18 protein-coding genes are annotated in these 20,465 nt (G+C 64.7%); 11 read left to right on the top strand and 7 right to left on the bottom strand.

Annotation, left to right across the window (positions count from 1 at the left end):
• Positions 1-69: 69 nt before the first annotated feature.
• Together pqqA and ACVILH_RS15740 are read right to left on the bottom strand one after the other, a co-directional pair.
• A complete protein-coding gene (pqqA, locus tag ACVILH_RS15745; RefSeq protein ID WP_009031067.1) occupies positions 70-150 on the bottom strand; it encodes a pyrroloquinoline quinone precursor peptide PqqA in 81 nt (26 codons plus the stop codon).
• A gap of 202 nt (positions 151-352) precedes the next feature.
• On the bottom strand, positions 353-745 hold the full coding sequence (locus ACVILH_RS15740; RefSeq protein WP_456713708.1) for a hypothetical protein: 393 nt from the start codon (positions 743-745) through the stop codon (positions 353-355).
• A gap of 264 nt (positions 746-1,009) precedes the next feature.
• On the opposite strand from ACVILH_RS15740, the gene ACVILH_RS15735 reads away from it, so the two are divergent.
• The 3 genes from ACVILH_RS15735 to ACVILH_RS15725 are packed head-to-tail and all read left to right on the top strand — an operon-like array spanning position 1,010 to position 3,973.
• Positions 1,010-2,674, top strand: coding sequence for a methanol/ethanol family PQQ-dependent dehydrogenase (locus ACVILH_RS15735; protein ID WP_456713707.1), 1,665 nt, complete (start codon positions 1,010-1,012; stop codon positions 2,672-2,674).
• Positions 2,675-2,699: 25 nt separating this feature from the next.
• Positions 2,700-3,041, top strand: coding sequence for a c-type cytochrome (locus ACVILH_RS15730; RefSeq protein WP_456716990.1), 342 nt, complete (start codon positions 2,700-2,702; stop codon positions 3,039-3,041).
• Positions 3,041-3,973: a substrate-binding periplasmic protein gene (locus ACVILH_RS15725; protein WP_456713706.1), complete on the top strand. Its 933-nt coding sequence runs from the start codon at positions 3,041-3,043 to the stop codon at positions 3,971-3,973. The genes ACVILH_RS15730 and ACVILH_RS15725 overlap by 1 nt, the downstream gene beginning before the upstream one ends.
• A 28-nt stretch (positions 3,974-4,001) precedes the next feature.
• Here ACVILH_RS15725 and ACVILH_RS15720 read toward each other — a convergent pair whose 3' ends face one another.
• Positions 4,002-4,955, bottom strand: a complete 954-nt coding sequence (locus ACVILH_RS15720) for a helix-turn-helix domain-containing protein (RefSeq protein WP_456716989.1) — start codon at positions 4,953-4,955, stop codon at positions 4,002-4,004.
• A gap of 407 nt (positions 4,956-5,362) precedes the next feature.
• Between ACVILH_RS15720 and xoxF5 the strand changes: the two genes are divergently transcribed.
• The 6 genes from xoxF5 (at position 5,363) to ACVILH_RS15690 (ending at position 12,715) form a co-directional block, all read left to right on the top strand.
• Positions 5,363-7,168, top strand: a complete 1,806-nt coding sequence (gene xoxF5, locus ACVILH_RS15715) for a lanthanide-dependent methanol dehydrogenase XoxF5 (RefSeq protein WP_456713705.1) — start codon at positions 5,363-5,365, stop codon at positions 7,166-7,168.
• A 132-nt stretch (positions 7,169-7,300) separates the two neighbouring features.
• Positions 7,301-7,780 (top strand): c-type cytochrome, methanol metabolism-related, encoded by a 480-nt coding sequence (locus ACVILH_RS15710; RefSeq protein ID WP_456716988.1) that lies wholly within the window; start codon positions 7,301-7,303, stop codon positions 7,778-7,780.
• A 63-nt stretch (positions 7,781-7,843) separates the two neighbouring features.
• On the top strand, positions 7,844-8,953 hold the full coding sequence (locus ACVILH_RS15705; RefSeq protein WP_456713704.1) for an S-(hydroxymethyl)glutathione dehydrogenase/class III alcohol dehydrogenase: 1,110 nt from the start codon (positions 7,844-7,846) through the stop codon (positions 8,951-8,953).
• Positions 8,954-8,986: 33 nt separating this feature from the next.
• A complete protein-coding gene (gene gfa / locus ACVILH_RS15700; RefSeq protein ID WP_456713703.1) occupies positions 8,987-9,550 on the top strand; it encodes an S-(hydroxymethyl)glutathione synthase in 564 nt (187 codons plus the stop codon).
• A 376-nt stretch (positions 9,551-9,926) separates the two neighbouring features.
• Positions 9,927-10,379, top strand: a complete 453-nt coding sequence (locus ACVILH_RS15695; protein WP_257170676.1) for a (2Fe-2S)-binding protein — start codon at positions 9,927-9,929, stop codon at positions 10,377-10,379.
• Between the two features lie 2 nt (positions 10,380-10,381).
• Positions 10,382-12,715, top strand: a complete 2,334-nt coding sequence (locus ACVILH_RS15690) for a molybdopterin cofactor-binding domain-containing protein (protein ID WP_456713702.1) — start codon at positions 10,382-10,384, stop codon at positions 12,713-12,715.
• Between the two features lie 71 nt (positions 12,716-12,786).
• On the opposite strand, the gene ACVILH_RS15685 is transcribed toward ACVILH_RS15690, so the two are convergent.
• On the bottom strand, positions 12,787-13,155 hold the full coding sequence (locus ACVILH_RS15685; protein ID WP_456713701.1) for a transposase: 369 nt from the start codon (positions 13,153-13,155) through the stop codon (positions 12,787-12,789).
• A 307-nt stretch (positions 13,156-13,462) separates the two neighbouring features.
• On the opposite strand from ACVILH_RS15685, the gene ACVILH_RS15680 reads away from it, so the two are divergent.
• Complete coding sequence (locus ACVILH_RS15680) at positions 13,463-14,401, top strand: acetamidase/formamidase family protein (RefSeq protein WP_456713700.1); 939 nt, start codon at positions 13,463-13,465, stop codon at positions 14,399-14,401.
• Between the two features lie 8 nt (positions 14,402-14,409).
• On the opposite strand, the gene ccoG is transcribed toward ACVILH_RS15680, so the two are convergent.
• A complete protein-coding gene (gene ccoG / locus ACVILH_RS15675) occupies positions 14,410-15,903 on the bottom strand; it encodes a cytochrome c oxidase accessory protein CcoG (protein WP_456713699.1) in 1,494 nt (497 codons plus the stop codon).
• Positions 15,904-16,384: 481 nt separating this feature from the next.
• Complete coding sequence (locus tag ACVILH_RS15670; RefSeq protein ID WP_456713698.1) at positions 16,385-17,179, bottom strand: fumarylacetoacetate hydrolase family protein; 795 nt, start codon at positions 17,177-17,179, stop codon at positions 16,385-16,387.
• A 1,050-nt stretch (positions 17,180-18,229) separates the two neighbouring features.
• On the opposite strand from ACVILH_RS15670, the gene ACVILH_RS15665 reads away from it, so the two are divergent.
• Positions 18,230-18,775 carry an SOUL family heme-binding protein gene (locus tag ACVILH_RS15665; protein WP_456713697.1) on the top strand — a complete coding sequence of 182 codons (546 nt, stop codon included), beginning with the start codon at positions 18,230-18,232 and terminating at the stop codon, positions 18,773-18,775.
• A 251-nt stretch (positions 18,776-19,026) separates the two neighbouring features.
• Here the strand turns inward: ACVILH_RS15665 and ACVILH_RS15660 are convergent, their stop codons facing one another.
• Positions 19,027-20,406, bottom strand: a complete 1,380-nt coding sequence (locus ACVILH_RS15660; RefSeq protein ID WP_456713696.1) for an FAD-dependent oxidoreductase — start codon at positions 20,404-20,406, stop codon at positions 19,027-19,029.
• Positions 20,407-20,465 lie beyond the last annotated feature (59 nt).

Genomic DNA, 20,465 nt, shown 5'->3' with positions numbered 1-20,465 from the left:
CCGACGGAATGGATCTGCCAAGTCATCCGCGAACTGATCATTCGCAATGACTTGGCAGATCGCTACGGCTTACTTGCGCGCCGCACAAGCGTACATGTTGATTTCCATGCCCACCGGCACTTCGACGATCTTCGGTGTCTTCCAGGCCATTTCAAGCTCCCAAGTTCTGACTATCATTGACTGGCGCATCGCTGGCGCCGCTTCGAAGCTAGGGCCGCGTCGGTGTGAACGCAAGACTCGACGACGGGAGAGCGTCGCCACGCGGTAAGGATCAATTGAGCAGAACGAAATCGAACCATGTTGGCCGACAACGTTCCGCCTCAATCATCGCGAACTCGGCGACAACAGCTTCTTACGCGCCACCCGGCTGCACGTAGCAGAACACGTAGCGGTTACGGCTCAAGAAAACGATTCCGTGTCCGGTCGGATTTCCTTTGTCCCACTTCAGCTTGTGATCGGGAACTTCGATCTCCGTGCCGACATCGATATGCGGCCGCCCACGCGGCTCGTCCGGACGATCATCGGTGATGATGACGTAGGTCTTGCCATCCCTGACGTGGATCTCGTCGGCGAAGTAGGCATCAGCCTCCCCACAGCACGACGCGGTCGGCACATCCGGCTGCATCAGGGCCTCGTACCACTTGCGCAAGGCCGGATCGACCGCGCCCCATTGTCCGAGATCACGTGCACTCGCACTCACCCAAAGGCAACACAGCATGCCGAGCCAAAGGATGGTTCGCCTCATCCGTCTACTCCTCTGTTGATCCCGGCATGTTGCAGCGAAGCAATGTTCATGCCGCACAGCAGCACGAAAGCGGTGCGATCATGCCAGCCGCAAACAATCTGCGATCACAAAGGCTTGCCTGATCGCTTGCCGCCGCGCGGGAAAACATTCCCGGCGGTGCGATGAGAGTTGCCCAGCTTTTCGTATTGACGCTTCCCGGAATCGAGCGGAGTGTTGTTCCCGCAGCGTCAGGATAGGCGCGCATAAAAATCTTGGAGGAAATGAATGAAGCGGATCGCGCTGGCCGCGGGCCTCGCTATTCTTGCATCACATGGTGCGAGCGCGCAGAGCGCCGATCAGTTGGTCAAGGGTGCAACTGATACGGCAAACGTCCTCAATTACGGCATGGGCTACAATCTGCAGCGGTTCAGCACGCTGACGCAGATCAACAAGGACAATGCCAAGAACCTCGTCCCGGTCTGGAATTACAGCTTCGCTGACGACCGCAGCGAGGAGTCGCAGCCGCTGATCTATCAGGGCGTCCTCTACGTCACGACGCATAATGCGACCATGGCTGTCGACGCCAAGACCGGGAAGCAGATCTGGAAGAGCAAGATCGATTATCCCGCCGAGACGCCGCGCGTCGTCTGCTGCGGCATCATCAATCGCGGCGCCGCGCTCTACGACGGCAAGGTCTTCCGCACGACGCTCGACGCCAATGTGATCGCGCTCGATGCCAAGACCGGCAAGGAGCTGTGGCGCCAGAAGGCGGCCGACATCAAGGAAGGCTATTCGATGACGGTCGCGCCGCTGGTGGCCGACGGCGTCGTGCTGACCGGTATCTCCGGCGCGGAGTTCGGCACGCGCGGCTTCATCGATGGCTGGGATCCGGCGACAGGCAAGCATCTCTGGCGCACGCACACGGTGCCCACCCCGGATGAACCCGGCGGCGATACCTGGAAGGGCGACACCTGGAAGCTCGGCGGCGGCTCGACCTGGATCACCGGTTCGTATGACCCCGAGCAGAACACCGTGTTCTGGGGCGTCGGCAATCCCGGCCCGTTCAACGCGGCGGTGCGGCCCGGCGACAACCTCTACACCTGCTCGGTGCTCGCGCTCGACCCGAAGACCGGCAAGATGAAGTGGCACTTCCAGTTCTCGCCGAACAACCCGTTCGACTACGACGCGGTCGCCGAGATGGTGCTCGCCGACATGAACGTGGAGGGCAAGCCGACCAAGGTGTTGATGAACGCCAACCGCAACGGCTTCTTCTACGTGCTCGATCGCACCAACGGCAAGCTGCTGGCGGCCAACCCTTACGTGAAGGTCAACTGGGCCTCCAGCATCGACATGAAGACCGGCAAGCCGGTCGAGACCGACGTCACGCGTGACGCGCGCGAGGGCAAGAAGGTCACGGTCTATCCGTCGATCCTCGGCGGCAAGAACTGGCAGCCGATGTCGTTCAACCCGCAGACCGGCTTGGCTTACGCCAACACGCTGGTGTTCGGCGGCCACTACAAGACCGAGCCCGCGACCTACAAGGCCGGCGAGTGGTATCTCGGCATGGACCTGACGGACCTCTGGGATTGGCCGGAAGGTCCGCGCGGTCAGCTCAAGGCCATCGATCCGATGAGCGGCAAGACCAAGTGGGAGCAGCCGAGCGACATTCCGCGCTTCTCCGGCGTGCTGTCGACCGCCGGCGGCGTGGTGTTCTCGGGCAAGCTGACCGGCGAGTTCGAGGCGTTCGACGCCGACAGCGGCAAGAAGCTCTGGCAGTTCCAGACCGGCTCCGGCATCGAGGGCCAGCCCGTCACCTGGCAGCAGGACGGCGTGCAGTATGTTGCTGTGACCTCCGGCTATGGCGGCGTGTACTCGCTGTTCTCCGGTGACGAGCGCCTCGCCAACGTTCCGGCCGGCGGCTCGCTCTGGGTCTTCGCGGTCAAGAACTGAGTGTAGATTGCCCGTGAAAGACATGATGTTCATGAGAACGGCGGCGACTTTTGCCGCCGTAATTTCGGTCGCGACTGCGCTGTCCGCAGCCGCTTTCGCTCAACAGCAGAACGGCGAGAGCGCCCATAGCGCGATCGACCTGGGCAAGACGACGTTCGCGCAGAAGTGCTCGCACTGCCACGGCCCGAACATGGTGAACTCCGGCACCATCACCCCCGACCTCCGCCGGTTTCCCGACGATCAGCCGCGCTTTGTCACCACCGTGAAGCAAGGCAAGAACGGCCGGATGCCGCCCTGGGGCGACATTCTCAGCGATGATGAGATCACCGCGCTGTGGGCCTACGTCTCCAGCCGGAGAGCACAGTGATGCGGCGCATCGTTTTGTGGGCAGCCGCCTTGCTGATATCGGCGTCCTCAGCGGTCCGGGCCGCTGAGGACGTGCTGCACATCTGCATGGATGAAAATCTCCCGCCCCTGTCGGTCCATCATCGCGGCAAGCCCGGCAGCGGCTTCGATGTCCTGCTCGGCCAGGCGATTGCCGATCGCCTCGGCAAGACGCTCGAGATCCAATGGTTCGAGAGCAAGCTCGACGAGGATTCGAGCCCCGCGCTCGAGGCGAACGCCCTGCTCTCCGATGGGCGCTGCTCGCTCGTGGCGAGCTACGCGTTCACACAGGACGGGCTGGTCGCGCCCGGCGTCAAGACGGCAAAGCTGCCGGACTTCGATGGCGCGACGCGTGATGATCGCCGGCGGCGCATTCCGCTCGGCGTGCTGGCGCCAAGCGAGCCGTATATGTTCTCGACGCTGACGGTCGTTCTCGGACCTGCCGCGACGCAGCGCCGGATCAGCGATATCGGCGATCTCGCCGGACTCCGGCTCGGGATCGAGAGCGGCACCCTGGCCGACGCGATCCTGATGACCTTCGACAAGGGCCGCCTGATCGACGACATCACCCATCTCATTCCGACGCGGGATGACCTCCTGGGCGCGCTCGAACAGGGCAAGCTCGATGCGACGCTGCTCGATACCAGGCGCTTCGATGCGTATCGGGCAGCTCATCCGGAGAGCAAGCTCGTGGCCTCCGGCTACAATTATCCAATCGGCGCCAACAGAGGCTATGTCGCCTTGGCCAGCTCGGCCGAGCTGCTGGCGTCGGTCGACAAGGTCCTGGCGGAGATCGCCGCGTCGGGCGATCTGGCCAAGTTCGCCGTGACCGCGGGCCTGACCTATCTCCCGCCGCGCGAGCCGTTAATCCTCGGCGATGCCTTCCAGAAGATCATCCGGAGCGGCGCGCGCTAGCGCCGCTCTCGACTCAATCGGCTCGCACTCAATCGGCGCGCGCGGCCGTCTTGTGCACCGATGATGGCACCACGCCGAAATACTTGCGGAACACGCGGCTGAAGTGCGACGAGCTCGAGAAGCCCCACGAGAATGCAACGTCGGTAATGGTCTTGCCGCCCTGCGTTTCCAACTCCTGCCGGCAGTGCTGCAGCCGGGCGCGCCAGATGTAGTCGCTGACGGTCATGCCACGATCGCTGAACACCATGTGAAGATAGCGCTTCGTACAACCGAGAGCTGCCGAAATCTGGTCGATGCAGAGGTCGGGATCGCGAAGATGCTCGCGAATGAAGGCCTGGGCGCGAACGTAGACCGCTTCGGGTCCGGCACGGTCGAGCATGCGGTCTGCTTCGCGCAATGGCAGCAGCAACAGATCGATCAGCGACTCGGCAACACTGGCCGCCGAGTTCGGCGACAGCCGCGTGGCCTCGTCGAACGCCGAATGCGTGACGTCGTAAGCAATCCGGCCGGTTCCGCTTCGCGCCGACAGCTTGTAGGCCGGCATTTTCTCGGACCGGAAGCCACGCTCCTGCAGCAGCTCCTTCGGCACGATCACGACATCATGACGCGTCAACGCCGGGCTGATGATCGTGTGCGGCGTCGACACATCGTAAGCCAGGCAATCGCCCGGGCCGATCTCGATCTGACGGCCTTCCTGCTCGAAATAGGAGATTCCGTAAGTCTGGAACAGGATCTTGATGTAGGGATGCGCCACCTTCTGCGCACGCGCATAGGTATGGGCGATGCGGTGCTGACTTGCCTCGATCTGGCACAATTTCAGGCGAGAGACCGTGGTGAAATTGATGCGCCCTTCGAAGGAGGCCCCCTCCAGCGGGTCGACATCGAACCGTCCGCAGAGATCGGTCAGTGCATCTGACCAACGCTGGATCTGACTCTTGGGCGAGAACCCCGAGGTAGTAAGCGAGCGGATCGTATCGGACATCTTCATCCACCGATTCAAGATCGAGACGCAACGGGTCCGCCGCAGGACGGCGGATGAGAGTGCTGGCAGATTACTCCGATTTTAAGGCCGCGATATCCCTCGCGACACAGCTGTTCCATAAAGCGCCCTCGATGATCCTCCGCCTTCGCTCCTGTAAGGTCAAGAAAAACATCAACCTTCAGTGGAACCGGGACGCTGCGAATTGATGCTGCGCAGCAAGAATGCGTTTCATGTTGCGGACCAGCAAAGCAAATTCTCCTCCAAAAACTTCTCTCCGCTTCACTCTTGAGCAAGCGCTTTTCTCTTTTGGGCAAGTTTCCCGTTTCGGAAGTGGATAATCAATGATGCCGAAAACGAATACTGGGCCGCGTGATGCGGAACCTCAGTTGAACCCGGGAGGAAAGACGATGCGAAGAGTTCTGCTCGCAACATGTCTGACGTCAGTCGCGGCGCTTGCCGCGGGTGGCGCATTTGCCAGCGAAGAGCTGGTCAAGATGTCGGCCAACCCGAAGGACTGGGTGATGCCGGCCGGCGACTACGCCAACACGCGTTACTCCAAGCTCAATCAGATCAACGCCCAGAACGTCGGCAAGCTGCAGGTCGCGTGGACCTTCTCCACCGGCGTGCTGCGCGGCCACGAAGGCGGACCGCTCATCATCGGCAACATGATGTATGTGCACACGCCGTTCCCGAACAAGGTCTACGCGATCGATCTGTCGCAGGACAACAAGATCGTCTGGAAGTACGAGCCGAAGCAGGATCCGAACGTCATTCCGGTGATGTGCTGCGATACGGTCAATCGCGGCGTCGCCTATGGTGACGGCAAGATCTTCCTGCACCAGGCCGACGACAAGCTCGTCGCGATCGACGCCAAGTCCGGCCAGCAGGTCTGGACCGCCGTCAACGGCGATCCGAGCAAGGGCCAGACCGGCACCTCGGCGCCGCTCGTCGTCAAGGACAAGGTCCTGGTCGGCACCTCCGGCGGCGAGTTCGGCGTCCAGTGCAGCATGACCGCCTACGACATCAAGACCGGCAAGCAGGTCTGGAAGGCGTACTCCGAAGGTCCGGACGATCAGATCCTGTTCGACGCCAACACCACCTCGCTCGGCAAGCCAGTCGGCAAGGACTCCAGCCTGAAGACTTGGCAGGGCGATCAGTGGAAGACCGGCGGCGGCTGCACTTGGGGCTGGATCTCCTACGATCCGCAGCTCGACATGGTGTATTACGGCTCGGGCAACCCCTCGACCTGGAATCCGAAGCAGCGTCCCGGCGACAACAAATGGTCGATGACGATCTTCGCGCGTGCGGCCGACACCGGCGTCGCGAAGTGGGTCTATCAGATGACGCCTCACGACGAGTGGGACTATGACGGCGTCAACGAGATGATCCTGTCGGACCAGTCCATCAACGGCCAGCCGCGCAAGCTGCTGACGCATTTCGACCGTAACGGCCTCGCCTATACGCTCGACCGCGCCAATGGCGAGTTGCTGGTCGCCGAGAAGTACGATCCGAAGGTGAACTGGACCTCCGGCGTCGACATGGACAAGAACTCGGCGACCTATGGCCGGCCGAAGGTTGTCGATCAGTACTCGACCGACAAGCAGGGCGAGGACGTCAACACCAAGGGCATCTGCCCGGCCGCGCTCGGCACCAAGGACGAACAGCCGGCGGCCTACTCGCCGGACACGCAGCTGTTCTACGTGCCGACCAACCATGTCTGCATGGACTACGAGCCCTTCAAGGTGAGCTACACCGCAGGTCAGCCCTATGTCGGCGCGACCCTGTCGATGTATCCGCCCCAGGGTGAAAGCCATATGGGCAACTTCATCGCCTGGGACGGCAAGACCGGCAAGATCGCCTGGTCGAACAAGGAGCCGTTCTCGGTGTGGTCGGGTGCGCTCGCGACGGCCGGCGGCGTGGTGTTCTACGGCACGCTCGAAGGCTACCTGAAGGCAGTCGACGCCAAGACGGGCAAGGAGCTCTACAAGTTCAAGACCCCGTCCGGCATCATCGGCAACGTCACGACCTATGAGGCTGGCGGCAAGCAGTACGTCGCCGTGCTCTCGGGTGTCGGCGGCTGGGCCGGCATCGGTCTCGCGGCGGGTCTGACCGATCCGACCGCCGGCCTCGGTGCCGTCGGCGGTTACGCAGCGCTGAGCAACTACACCGCCCTCGGTGGCGCGCTCACGGTGTTCTCGCTGCCGCAGCAGTAAGCAGACTAGCCTGCTTCCGGCGCATGGATCTGCTCCATGCGCCGGTTCGCCTACCCAAAAAATTAAGGGAAAACGCCCTTGCGTAGAATCTGGTTTGCGGTCGCCACGGCTCTGATCCTGGCAACCGGCGGGATGACTGTCGCCGAAAATGCCTGGGCCGAGGGCCCCGGAGATCCTGCGGCAGTCAAGTCGGAGGATGGGAAGTACTTCGATAAGGACGGCATTCCGACCTACAAGGTGGGCGCCGACGGAACGGTCGACTGGTACACCTACTCCGGATACCGCCGCTATCACTCGGAATGTCACGTCTGCCACGGTCCGGACGGCATGGGGTCGACTTATGCGCCTGCGCTGAAGGACTCGGTCAAGAACATGAGCTACGGCGATTTCATCGGGACGATCGCCAGCGGCCGCAAGAATGTCAGCACGTCCCAGGAGAACGTCATGCCGGCTTTTGGCGACAATCCGAACGTCGCCTGCTACATGGATGACCTCTACATCTACCTGCGCGCCCGCGGCAATGACGCGGTGGGACGCGTTCGCCCGGCCAAGCATGAGGACAAACCGCCAGCCTATACGGAAGCGGAAAACTCCTGCATGGGCAAGAAATGACTGACGAAGGCCGCGCTCTGGGCAGGGTCGCGGCCTTGCGAGAATGAAACAGGAGTTTGAGACATGAAGACGCGCGCCGCGGTCGCTTTCGAAGCCAAGAAACCGCTGGAGATCGTCGAGGTCGACCTCGAGGGGCCGAAGGCCGGCGAGGTCCTGGTCGAGATCAAGGCGACCGGCATCTGTCACACCGATGCCTACACGCTCGACGGCTTCGACAGCGAAGGCATCTTCCCTTCGATCCTCGGCCATGAGGGCGCCGGCATCGTGCGCGAGGTCGGCCCCGGCGTGACCTCGGTCAAGCCCGGCGATCACGTCATTCCGCTGTACACACCGGAATGCCGCCAGTGCAAGAGCTGCCTCAGCCGCAAGACCAATCTCTGCACCGCGATTCGCGCGACCCAGGGCAAGGGTCTGATGCCCGACGGCACCTCGCGCTTCAGCTACAAGGGCCAGACCATCTATCACTACATGGGCTGCTCGACCTTCTCGAACTTCACGGTGCTGCCGGAGATCGCGGTCGCCAAGATCCGCGAGGACGCCCCGTTCGATAAGAGCTGCTACATCGGCTGCGGCGTCACCACCGGCGTCGGCGCCGTCGTCAACACCGCCAAGGTCGAACCGGGCGCGAACGTCATCGTCTTCGGCCTCGGCGGCATCGGCCTCAACGTCATCCAGGGCGCCAAGATGGCCGGCGCCGACAAGATCATCGGCGTGGATCTCAATGACGGCAAGGAGGAATGGGGCCGCCGCTTCGGCATGACCCATTTCGTCAACCCGAAGAAGGTGACCGGCGACATCGTCCAGCATCTCGTCGCGCTCACCGACGGCGGCGCCGACTACACCTTCGACTGCACCGGCAACACCACCGTCATGCGCCAGGCGCTCGAAGCCTGTCACCGCGGCTGGGGCGAATCGATCATCATCGGCGTCGCCGAGGCCGGCAAGGAGATCGCGACCCGCCCGTTCCAGCTCGTCACCGGACGCGTCTGGAAGGGCACCGCGTTCGGCGGCGCGCGCGGGCGCACCGACGTCCCCAAGATCGTCGACTGGTACATGAACGGGAAGATCGAAATCGACCCGATGATCACCCACACGCTTCAGCTCGAAGACATCAACAAGGGCTTCGACCTGATGCATGAGGGCAAATCGATCCGTTCCGTCGTCGTGTTCTGACCCGAGCCACGCAAAACTGAGGAGGATTGCGCCATGACTGTCCACATTCACCCGTCCGTTGATAACGGCGTCAAACAGGGGAGCGGCCACTTCGCCGGCGGCACCCTGGTCTGCAAGTGCCACGACCGGCCGGTGAAGGTCGGCATTCAGGGCGACGTCGCGCACAACCATGCGTGCGGCTGCACCAAGTGCTGGAAGCCCTCCGGCGCAACCTTCTCGGTCGTGGCGGTGGTGCCGCGGCAGAACGTCACGGTTCTCGAGAACGGCGACAAGCTGAAGATCGTCGATCCCGCAGCCGTCATCCAGCGCTATGCCTGCACCGGCTGCGGCACGCATATGTATGGCCGGATCGAGAACACGGGCCATCCCTTCTACGGCCTCGACTTCGTTCATCCCGAGCTGTTCCAGGAGCAGGGCTCGGCAGCGCCGGGCTTTGCCGCGTTCGTCTCCTCGGTGATCGAATCGGGCGTGAAGCCGGAGCAGATGGGCGAGATCCGCGCACGGCTGAAGGAGCTGGGGCTAGAGCCCTATGACTGCCTGTCGCCGGCGCTGATGGATGCGATTGCCACCCACGTGGCGAAAGCAAAGGCGGCCTGACGGCCGCAGAGTACCAAGCGTAACGACTGAAGCGTTCCTTCCTGAAGACTTGGTGCCTCGCCTGCCCCACGCTGGCGAGGCATTCTTTTTTGGCGGTGGTTTTTGAGTGAACGGCCACCGCTGTCGGCGGAGCTGTGCGCCCTGCTCCGCGTTTGCATTGCAGCAGGACCCATACGCAGCGCACGCCTGCTCCGATAACACACGCGGCTGTGTAGACCGATGCCCGTCGCGGTCTGCTATCATGAGTCGTTTTCCGACAACTCTCAATTGATCCGGCGCGTGCACATTGGACGCGAGCACATGGGACATGTGGTCCCGCGCGCGTCCACCAACGATCAGAACCAACGACCATTGGTCCGACAGAGCGAGGGCGAACATGATCAAGGTGAAAATCAACGGCCAGGAGCAGAGCTGGGATGGCGATCCGAGCCTGCCGCTGCTGTGGTATCTGCGCGATGAGCTAGGGCTGACCGGCTCCAAATATGGCTGCGGCCAGGCGCTGTGCGGCGCCTGCACCGTGATGGTCGACAAGGAGGCCGCGCGCTCCTGCATCACCGCCATCTCCGATGTCGCGGGCCGCGAGGTCACGACGATCGAGGGGCTGCATCCGACCGGCGATCATCCGGTGCAGAAGGCGTGGCGCCAGGTCAACGTGCCGCAATGCGGCTTCTGCCAGGCCGGTCAGATCATGCAGGCGGCCGCGCTGCTCAACCAGAATCCGAAGCCGTCGCACGACCAGATCCGGGACGCGATGTCCGGCAACATCTGCCGCTGCGGCTGCTATCAGCGGATCGAGAATGCGGTCCATCTGGCCTCGACGGGGGTGTGATCATGACCATCATCGCAAATCCCGATATCGCGAAGCCCACCTCGCGCCGCGGCTTCGAGCGGCACCTCAAGGTCGAGAACGTCTCGCGCCGCGCCATCCTGCAGACGCTGGGTCTCGCCGGCGGCTTCGTGCTCGCCGCGCCCCTGCTGTCGCGGCCGGCCTTCGCCGCCTATGAGACCGGCGCCGGGAAGATGCCGCATGGCACGGTCGTCGATCCCAAGATCTTCGTGTCGATCGCGCCCGACGGCATCGTCTCCATCCTCGCGCATCGCTCCGAGATGGGAACCGGCGTGCGCACCAGCCTGCCGCTGATCGTGGCGGAGGAGATGGAAGCCGACTGGTCGAAGGTCCGCGTCGTGCAGGCGCCCGGCGACGAGGTGAAGTTCGGCAACCAGGACACCGACGGCTCGCGCAGCACGCGGCACTATCTGCTGCCGATGCGCCAGATCGGCGCGATGGCGCGGGCGATGCTGGAGGCCGCTGCCGCCAAGAAGCTCGGCGTGTCCGCGAGCGAGGTGAAAGCGGTCAACCATGAGGTCGTGCACAGCGCCAGTGGCAAGCGCCTCGGCTTCGGCGAGCTTGCGGCCGACGCGGCCAATCAGCCGGTGCCTGCGGTCGACACTATCAAGCTGAAGTCGCCGAAGGACTTCCGCTATCTCGGCAAGGGCCAGGTCAGCATCGTCGACCTGCACGACATCACCGTCGGCAAGGCCCGCTACGGCGCCGACGTCCGCCTGCCCGGCATGAAATACGCGGTGATCGCCCGGCCGCCGGTGACGGGCGGCAAGGTGAAGTCGTTCGATTCGGCGGAGGCACTGAAGGTCTCTGGCGTCGAGAAGGTGCTCGAAGTCAAAGGCTGGCCGTGGCCGTCGAAGTTCCAGCCGCTCGGCGGCGTCGCTGTGGTCGCGCGCAACACGGGTGCCGCGATCAAGGGCCGCGATGCGCTGAAGGTCGAATGGGACGACGGTCCCAACGCGGCCTACGACTCCGTCGCCTATCGCGCCGAGCTCGAAGCCGCCGCGCGGCAGCCCGGCCTCGTCGTGCGCCAGGAAGGTGATGCCGACGCCGCGCTGAAGTCGGCCGACAAGGTGATCACCGGCGAGTACTATCTGCCGCATTTCGCCCACGCCAGCATGGAGCCGCCGGTCGCGGTCGCCGACGTCAAGGGCGACAAGGCCGAGATCTGGGCGCCGGTGCAGAGCCCGGGCGGCACCCGCGAGGATGTCGCCAAGACGCTGCAGATCCCGATCGAGAACGTCACCGTCAACGTCACCCTGCTTGGCGGCGGTTTCGGCCGCAAATCGAAATGCGACTTCGCGCTCGAAGCCGCCCTGCTCTCCAAGGAGCTGGGCGCACCGGTGAAGGTGCAGTGGACGCGTGACGACGACATCCAGCACGACTTCCTGCACACGGTCTCGGTCGAGCGCATCGAAGCGGGCCTGGACAAGAGCGGCAAGGTCGTCGCCTGGCGTCACCGCAGCGTCGCGCCGACCATCCTGTCGACCTTCGCGGCCGGCGCCGACCATGCCGCGCCGTTCGAGCTCGGCATGGGCCTCGTCGACATGCCGTTCGAGATCGCCAACATCCAGTGCGAGAACCCCGCCGCCAAGGCGATGACCCGCATCGGCTGGTTCCGCTCGGTCTCCAACATCCCGCGCGCCTTCGCCGTGCAGTCGATGGTCGGCGAGATCGCCGCCGCCACCGGCCGCGACCAGAAGGACATGCTGCTCGAGCTGATCGGCAGCCCGCGCGTCGTCAAGCTCGCCTCGGTGAAGGATCTCTGGAACTACGGCGAGCCCTATGAGAGCTATCCGATCGACACCGGGCGGCTGCGCCGTGTCGTCGAGTTCGTCGCCGAGAAGGGCAATTGGGGCCGCAGCGTTCCCAAGGGTCACGGGCTCGGCATCGCCGCGCATCGCAGCTTCGTCAGCTACATCGCCACCATCGTGGAGGTGTCGGTCGACGACAAGGGCAAGCTGACGGTGCATCAGGTCGACAGCGCGATCGATTGCGGTGTCTTCGTGAACCCTGAGCGCATCACCTCGCAGCTCGAAGGCGCGGCGATCATGGGGTTGAGCCTCGCCAAATATGGCGAGGTCAGCTTCAAGAACGGCCGCGTGCAGCAGCACAACTTCGACGACCACCAGGTGGTCCGGATCGACGAGGCACCGCTGGTCACCAACGTGCACATCGTGCCCGTCGATGCCGACACGCCGCCGAGCGGCGTCGGCGAGCCGGGCGTACCGCCGTTTGCACCGGCGCTCGCCAACGCGATCTTCGCCGCCACCGGAAAGCGCCTGCGTGCGCTGCCGATCGGCAATCAGCTCGCGATCTGAGAGCGGCGATCCGACGACATCATCGGCCGGAGCGATCCGGCCGATGTTCGTTTGAGCAGACCAGTGATGAGCTAGCGGCCGTAGCGCACCGAGGCATAGCGGCCGATCACGGCGCCCCGGGCCTGCCCCGGCGCACCGGCCACGCCATGAGGCGTGCTGCCGCAGTCCTGACGGAGCGGCGCCGGCGTCGCCTTGGGTGTATTGGCCGGCTGGCCCTCGACGAGCTTGGTCACCAGCGAGCGCAGCCGCTGGTTCTCGATCTCCAGCTCCTTCAGATGCCGCAGGGCAGGACTGGTGAGACCGCCATAGCGCTCCCGCCAGCGGTAGAAGGTGCGCAGCGACACGCCGGCCGTGCTGCAAATTTCAGCAATCGGAACTCCCGACTCCGCCTCGCAAAGCAAGACCAGGATCTCGTGCTCGGTGTGCAGGGAGCGTCGCATGCTCACAGACCCCTACGTGGCCAATTCCAACATTCTCGCATGAATTCCATGAGCTTGGTAGTACCCCGGCGCATAACGCTCGTGACCGCAGCTCGCGGATGCGCACTGTGGGAACGGTCAAGCGCGACGGCGTGGGAACGTCGGGACCCGCCGGCGCCTCGTCGCCGATTGGCAAAATTGACATCAGCGGAGGACGTCGCGCCGATCTGCCGGGGCCATGAGCAAGGCTGACCAGTTTTTGGCATTGCCGCCCGCCGCATCCTGCCTTGTTATCAGCGCCAAGAGCCGAGCCTGACGGAGACAGCCCATGTCCAAACGCCACGAGATTCCCGCGACGCATGAGAGCATGGTGTGGGGCTATCTCGACAGCACCACGCCGCCGGTTCTCGAAGTCGCCTCCGGCGACACGGTAACGCTGCATTCGTTTCCCGCCGGCGGCAAGGAGACGCTGCCAGAGGACCGCAGCATCGTTCCGCCCGCTTATCTCACTGCGCTGGACAGCATGGTCCAGGGGCCGGGTCCGCACTTCATCACCGGCCCGGTCTACGTGAAGGGCGCGCAGCCCGGCGATACGCTCCAGGTCGACATCCTCAGCTGCAAGGTCAGCCAGGACTGGGGGTTTGTCTCGATCCTGCCGCTGCTCGGCACCCTGCCCGAGGAGTTCACCGACTACGAGACGATCCATCCGAAGGTCGATCACGAGCGCCAGGTCTGCATCATGCCCTGGGGCACCGAGATCGCCCTCGATCCGTTCTTCGGCATCATCGCCACCGCGCCGCCGCCGGCATGGGGGCGGTGCGGCTCGCCGGTGCCGCGCAGCTTCGGCGGCAACATGGACAACAAGGAGCTGCGGCCCGGCACCACGCTATACCTGCCTGTGTTCAACGAGGGCGCGCTGTTCTTTGCCGGCGACGGCCACGGCGTGCAGGGCGACGGCGAGGTCTGCATCACCGCGCTGGAGACCGGCGTCAGCGGCACCTTCCGGCTGACCGTGCGCAAGGACATGGACATCACCTGGCCGTTCGCCGAGAACGCCACGCATCTGATGTCGATCGGCCTCGACGAGGATCTCGACGACGCCGCCAAGCAGGCGGTGCGCGAGATGGTCAAGCATGTCTGCGCCCGCACGAACCTCTCGCGCAACCAGGCCTACATGCTGTGCTCGCTGGCCGGCAATCTGCGAGTCACCCAGCTGGTGGACGGCAACAAGGGCATCCACATGCTGCTGCCGAAGGCGTATCTGTAGTCCCTCCTCTACCGGTTGACGAAGCGGTCGTGCGCGCTCAGCACGACCTGCCCCTGGGCATCGACCGCCTGGAAGGTGATGTCGGCCTCGACAGGCTCGGGCATGGTCAGCGTCACGCGCAGCGTCTCCGAGCCGTCCGGCTCGACCTCGATCGCGTCCGCTGTGGCATGGCCAACGATCGCGAGCGCCGCATCGGCGCCGCTGATTGCGAGTTTGAAAGTCTGGACGGCGGAGGACTTGTTGAGCAGCTTCACCGTATAGGCGTTGCGGACCGAGCCATCGGACAGTCGCACCGACATCGGATCGCGGTCGTGCTGCACCGACAGCACGGCGGTGGTCTTGGTCACGAACGACACCGCGATCACGCCGGCCAGCGCGACGCAGGCGAGCGCCAGGCCGATCGTCTTCGGCCGCAGCAGGCGGGACACGCGCGGCTCGCCAAGGCGTCCGCGTTCGATATTGTCCCAGCTCTCGTAGTCGATCAGCCCGCGTGGACGGTCCAGTTTGGCCATCACGCTGTCGCAGGCGTCGACGCACAGGCCGCAATTGATGCAGGCGAAGTTCGGCCCCTGCCGGATGTCGATGCCGATCGGGCAGACCGCGACGCAGGCGCCGCAATCGACGCAATCGCCGGCCGGCTCGCCCAGCGCACGCGCCTCGGCCGCCTTCTTCGCCGACATCCGGATCTCGCCGCGATAGTCGCGGTAGTTCACGGTGAAGGCTTGGGGATCCCAGATCGCGCCTTGCAGGCGCGGCCACGGGCACATGAAGGTGCAGACCTGCTCGCGCGCGAAGCCGGCGAGGCCGTACGTCGTGCCGGCGAAGACGAGTGTCCAGGTCAATGCGGTCGCCGACATCTCGCCATAGGCGAGATCGCGCACGAGCTCCGGCGCATCGGTGAAGTAGAAGATCAGGGTGCCGCCGGTGAGAAGCGCGATCATCATCCACAGCGCATGCTTGGTCGCGATCTGCGCGACGCGCTTTGCGGTGATCGGCGCACCGATATTCTTCAGCCGCTGCCGGCGGTCACCTTCGACCAGGCGCTCGACCAGCAGGAAAAGGTCGGTCCACACCGTCTGCGGACAGGCGAAGCCGCACCACAGGCGGCCGGCGAGCGCGTTCACCAGCACCAGGATCAACGTCGCGAGCAGCATCGCCGCGGTGATGAGATAGAGGTCCTGCGGCCAGATCTCGGCCGGGCCGAGATAGAGTTTTCCGTGCGCGAAATCGAGCAGCACAGCCTGGTCCGGCGCGTTCGGACCGCGGTTCCAGCGGATGAAGGGCGTGACGTAGTAGACCGAAAGCGTGAGCATCAGGATCAGCCATTTGAGCCGGCGGATCGGTCCCTTGACGCCTTGCGGAACCACGGGGCCGCCAAGCTGACGCGGCGACCGTGCCGGCTTGCGCGCGGGTGCCTTGGCTTGAGCCGGAGATTGGCTTTGGCCCTGCCCCTGCGCCATGCGGCGCGTCCTGGCGTGATCGATCTCGATGGTGATGGCCACGTCTGCCCTCGTTCGCTTGCGTCTTGCAGGCGACGATAGGCTGCGGTGGGAGAAGGCTCTTTGTCGGCCCACAAACTTGCGAACGGCTGGCAGCGGCTGTTTGCGCGGGAACAACGAGTGCCAGTGCAGGGCAGCCGATGAGGGGCGCGGCACCGCGAGTGCCGCGGCGGCAGGTGCGGCATCCGGAGGGATGGTTGCGCCTGTCGCCCTTTGAGATAACAGCGCGCGCGGCGACGCTCGCTGCAAGCCTCTCCCCGCGCGCGGGGAGAGGCCGGATTGCATCGCCAGATGCAATCCGGGTGAGGGGGGCTTTCCTCACGGTCGGTGGGTGTGGCCGCCCCTCACCCCAACCCTCACAGCGCGAGCGAAGCTCGTCGCGCCCCCGTGAAGAACGGGGAGAGGGAGCGCACTGTCCCTCGCCGCGACCAGCTTCCATCTGATTTCGCAGCTGTCGAAGCACGCAGCAGATCGACCTCCTGTCTCACACGATCTTGATCGACATGTCCGGCAAGCCCTCGAGCTTGCACAACAGCACGTCGCCCTTGACCACCGGGCCGACATTCTCCGGCGTACCGGAATAGATGATGTCGCCGGCCTTGAGCTCGAACGCTTCGGACAATTTCGCGATCTGCTCGGCGACGCTCCAGATCATCTTGGTGAGATCGGAGTTCTGACGCACCGTGCCGTTGACCGCGAGCGAGATCGCGCCCTTGGTGAAGTGGCCGACCTTGGCCACCGGATGGATCGGGCCGAGGACGGCGGCATGATCGAAGCTCTTGCCGATCTCCCACGGCTTCTTCTCGGCGGCCATGCCGTTCTGCAGGTCGCGGCGGGTCATGTCGAGGCCCAACGCGTAGCCGTAGACGTGATCGAGCGCAGACTCGACCGGGATGTTGGTGCCACCGGATTTCAGCGCCGCGACCAGCTCGACCTCGTGGTGATAGTTCTTGGTCAGCGACGGATAGGGATGCTCGGCGACCTCGCCGACCGCGGCGTTCTGGATCGCGTCGGTCGGCTTTTGGAAGAAGAACGGCGGCTCGCGGTTCGGATCGGAGCCGCGCTCGATCGCATGCGCCGCGTAGTTGCGACCGATGCAGTAGATGCGCCGCACCGGGAACACGCCGTCCTCGCCCACAATCGGGATGGTGACAGCCGGCACCGCGAAGATCGGCTTCGGCCCGGCCTGTGCGGCGGCCGGGCGCGTGTCCGTGATGAGCGCGGCCGCCGCGGCGGCGCCGCCGGCGACGAGAAGATCGCGGCGTGAGGTGTCTGTCATGGGTTCCTCCTGGAGCAGCCGTTGCGTCCGGCTGATTGTTGGTTCTGACGCGCCGACGCGGCGCCCGCCAACTGATAAGCATATCCATTATGCCAGCGCCACCATCCGCGCACGCGCCATCGCTCTCGCGGCGCAACACGCGCCCGAAGCGATGATCGAGACCCTCGCTCGACAATGCGAGGGCGCAAGGAGGACCGGACCTCGACTGAGGCCCGTGGCCCGCCTGCGAAAAAAATGCAGGCGGCAGGTACCACAGGTTCAGCCGGACAGACCCGGCCCTCCCTGCGCGATGGGTTTAACGGCTGCTCCGAGCTCTCCCCGGGGACCGGGCTTGTTTGCCCCCGTCACCTGATGACACGTCATGTCGCCAAGGCTTAGCGCCAGCATCGGGGCGCCAGGACCACACGGCTTGACCGTCCGCGAACTGCCAATCGTCCAGCGCAAAAGCACCTGACAGGCCCGCGGCCACCGCTCCCCGCCTCAACGTATCGTGACGACGCGTACGCCCCTCTGCATGAGGACGGGATGCGGACAGGAAAGCATGATTTCTGATAAATGGAAACCGATATATTTTTGCGCAGCCATCTGGACAGAGGTGATCGCGTTGAAGGTGCGAATGAATTCGCGTTCCCAACGCACGTGCCATTCGGGTCATAAGGAGCCTCGCGAGCGGCGTATCATGCGGGTCTGAGCCCTGAGTCGCCCGACGGGGCACGCGCCGCCGTCGGCTTGCGCGTAGCCCGGATGAGGGCAGCGACATCCGGGTCACCTCTCCCGCTCGTGAGATCCCGGATATCGCTGCGCTCATCCAGGCTACACTGCTATGCTTCGCTTGCGAGGTTCGGGGAAGTCGCCGGTCGGGCGGCGCGCGGGGTGCACCGAGCAACCTGATCCGCAGGACCTCCCGCCTCGTTCCCTCGTCGACACAAACCAACGGCGCAAATGCGATGACCGAGCCGACACCACCGAGGAGACGCCGCATGCTGATCTGGGTCGCAGGCGCCACCGCGCTCGTTCTCGCGGGCGCCGCCATTGCCGCGGGGGCCGCTCATGAGCCGGGTCGAACATCCCAAATACGACATCGTCAGCCGCGACGGCGACTATGAGATCCGCGCCTACGCGCCGATGATCATCGCGCGGGCCGAGGTGCAGGGCGCGCGCAAGCCGGCCATCGAGGAGGGATTCCGCATCATTGGCGGCTATATCTTCGGCGCCAACCAGGGCAAGGCCAAGATTGCGATGACTGCGCCGGTGCAGCAGCAGGCGACAACACCGCCGGCCGCGGGCGATGAGACCACCAGCGACCGCTGGAGCGTCAGCTTCGTGATGCCGTCGAACTGGTCGCTCGATACGCTGCCGCCGCCCGCGGACAACAGGATCAAGCTGACGCCCGTGCCCGCGCAACGCATGATCGCGCTCACCTTTTCGGGCTCGTACTCCGACGGCATTCTCGCCGACAAGACCCGCGAATTGCGTGAGTACGCCCAGCGCAAGGGACTGACCGTGTCAGGCGCGCCCTTGCTCGCATTCTACAACCCACCCTGGACCCTGCCGATGCTGCGCCGGAACGAGGTCATGCTGGCGTGTAGTTGTTAGTCGAACCGCTCGCCTCGACCGCGGTGCGCTCCCTCTCCCCGTTCTTCACGGGGAGAGGGCTGGGGTGAGGGGCAGCCACGCGCACCGACCGTGCGGAAAGCCCCCCTCACCCGGATTGCATCTTCGATCAATCCGACCTCTCCCCGCCTCAGCGAAGCTTCGCTTCGCCCTGGCGGGGCGAGGTAAACCGAACGAGCCGCGCGATCTGTGATAAACAATGGAGTGAGACAGATCCCCCGCGCCGAACGTGCTCAGCGCGCCAGCCCTGCGACGCGGCCGAGAGCGACTGCCGTGAGCAGGCCGTTGCCGGAGAGATAGCCGGAGGCATCGGCCCCGGAGACGCCGCAGGCTGCGCCGCCGACCGCGAACAGATTGTCGATGGCAGTGCCATCTGTGCGCATCACGCGGGCGCGGTCGTCGATGACGAGGCCGCCTTGCGTGTGGAACAACGCGCCGGTGACCTTGACCGCACGATAGGGGGGCGCGAGTTGCGGCACGCCGGCGAAGCTGCGGCCGAAGCGGTCGGTGCGGTGCTGCGCCTTCGCTTCATTCACGTCAGCGCATGTCGCGGCAAGGGCATCGGCCGGGACGCGCATCGCTGCGGCGAGGCTCGCAATGTCGTCCGCCTCCAGCACCGCACCATGCGCGACGGCGTTGCGGAAATCCTCGAACTGCGCGGCGATGCCGGCGATGCGTGCGTCGAAGATGGTCCAGGCGATGCCGTCCGGCTGCGCCAGCACATTGGCCGCCTGCTCGGAGTAACCCGAGGCCTCGTTGGAGAATCGCTCGCCCTTCGCATTCACCTGAAAGCCACCCTCGGTGATGGTGGCCCAACTAATCAGGATGCCGGCGGGATGCGCGACCGAGCCGTGGCCCTGATGGCCGCCGAGATGCCGCGTCGCCGCGCCGAGCTGCTCGCCCCAATTCAGCGCGTCGCCCTGGTTGCCAACATGGCCGAAATAGGTGGCGCTCGACATCTGCGGAATGTGCCGTGCGACCAGCGCCGAATTACCGCCATAGCCGCTGCAGGCGAGGATCAGGCGGCGGCAGCCGATCTCGTCGGTGCTCCCGTCAGGCCGGGTGAAGCGCACGCCGATGATGCGCCGGTCAGCATCGAGCAGTAGTGTCGTCGCATGCGCGTCGCAGAGGATGTCGATGCCGGCCGCCTCAGTGGCCGTGCGCAGACGATCGATCAGCTCACGCCCGGCGCGGCTCGGCAGACCGTGCATGCGACAGCGCGAGTGGCCGGGATAGGTGAAATTGTCGACCAGCGAGAACGGCAGCTGATGCCGGTCGGCGAGCCATTCGAGCGTTGGGCCGATCGTCGTCGTAACAAGCTTCACCAGCGCTGCATCCGGCTCATCATGCGCCTTGTGCATGATGTCCGCGGCAAAGCACGAGGGACTGTCGTCAATGCCGAGCGCCGCCTGCCAGCGCGTTCCCGCCGCCGGAATCAATCCGGCCGACAGCGCCGTCGACCCCTGCGGCACCGCATCACGCTCCAGCACCAGCACGCTCTCACCGTTCTCGATCGCCGACAGCGCGGCGACGAGACCCGCCGCACCCGCGCCGATGATCAGGCAATCGACTGAGAGCTCGGGCGTGCGATCGATAATTTCGATGACGCTCATGTTCGTCCCTTACGGCGCTTGTGGCCGTCCTTCGAGACGCGCGCCTCCGGCGCGCTCCT

It is taken from the genome of Bradyrhizobium sp. USDA 4353 (genome assembly GCF_054063215.1).
Note: the sequence above shows the minus strand (reverse complement) of the source record. Positions and strands in the feature narration are given on the sequence as shown.

Excerpts from the sequence above, each read along its gene's own strand:
- pqqA (WP_009031067.1), bottom strand. The coding sequence starts at position 150 with ATGGCCTGGAAGACACCGAAGATCGTCGAAGTGCCGGTGGGCATGGAA.
- ACVILH_RS15740 (WP_456713708.1), bottom strand. The coding sequence starts at position 745 with ATGAGGCGAACCATCCTTTGGCTCGGCATGCTGTGTTGCCTTTGGGTG.
- ACVILH_RS15735 (WP_456713707.1), top strand. The coding sequence starts at position 1,010 with ATGAAGCGGATCGCGCTGGCCGCGGGCCTCGCTATTCTTGCATCACAT.
- ACVILH_RS15730 (WP_456716990.1), top strand. The coding sequence starts at position 2,700 with ATGTTCATGAGAACGGCGGCGACTTTTGCCGCCGTAATTTCGGTCGCG.
- ACVILH_RS15725 (WP_456713706.1), top strand. The coding sequence starts at position 3,041 with ATGCGGCGCATCGTTTTGTGGGCAGCCGCCTTGCTGATATCGGCGTCC.
- ACVILH_RS15720 (WP_456716989.1), bottom strand. The coding sequence starts at position 4,955 with ATGTCCGATACGATCCGCTCGCTTACTACCTCGGGGTTCTCGCCCAAG.
- xoxF5 (WP_456713705.1), top strand. The coding sequence starts at position 5,363 with ATGCGAAGAGTTCTGCTCGCAACATGTCTGACGTCAGTCGCGGCGCTT.
- ACVILH_RS15710 (WP_456716988.1), top strand. The coding sequence starts at position 7,301 with ATGACTGTCGCCGAAAATGCCTGGGCCGAGGGCCCCGGAGATCCTGCG.
- ACVILH_RS15705 (WP_456713704.1), top strand. The coding sequence starts at position 7,844 with ATGAAGACGCGCGCCGCGGTCGCTTTCGAAGCCAAGAAACCGCTGGAG.
- gfa (WP_456713703.1), top strand. The coding sequence starts at position 8,987 with ATGACTGTCCACATTCACCCGTCCGTTGATAACGGCGTCAAACAGGGG.
- ACVILH_RS15695 (WP_257170676.1), top strand. The coding sequence starts at position 9,927 with ATGATCAAGGTGAAAATCAACGGCCAGGAGCAGAGCTGGGATGGCGAT.
- ACVILH_RS15690 (WP_456713702.1), top strand. The coding sequence starts at position 10,382 with ATGACCATCATCGCAAATCCCGATATCGCGAAGCCCACCTCGCGCCGC.
- ACVILH_RS15685 (WP_456713701.1), bottom strand. The coding sequence starts at position 13,155 with ATGCGACGCTCCCTGCACACCGAGCACGAGATCCTGGTCTTGCTTTGC.
- ACVILH_RS15680 (WP_456713700.1), top strand. The coding sequence starts at position 13,463 with ATGTCCAAACGCCACGAGATTCCCGCGACGCATGAGAGCATGGTGTGG.
- ACVILH_RS15670 (WP_456713698.1), bottom strand. The coding sequence starts at position 17,179 with ATGACAGACACCTCACGCCGCGATCTTCTCGTCGCCGGCGGCGCCGCC.
- ACVILH_RS15665 (WP_456713697.1), top strand. The coding sequence starts at position 18,230 with ATGAGCCGGGTCGAACATCCCAAATACGACATCGTCAGCCGCGACGGC.
- ACVILH_RS15660 (WP_456713696.1), bottom strand. The coding sequence starts at position 20,406 with ATGAGCGTCATCGAAATTATCGATCGCACGCCCGAGCTCTCAGTCGAT.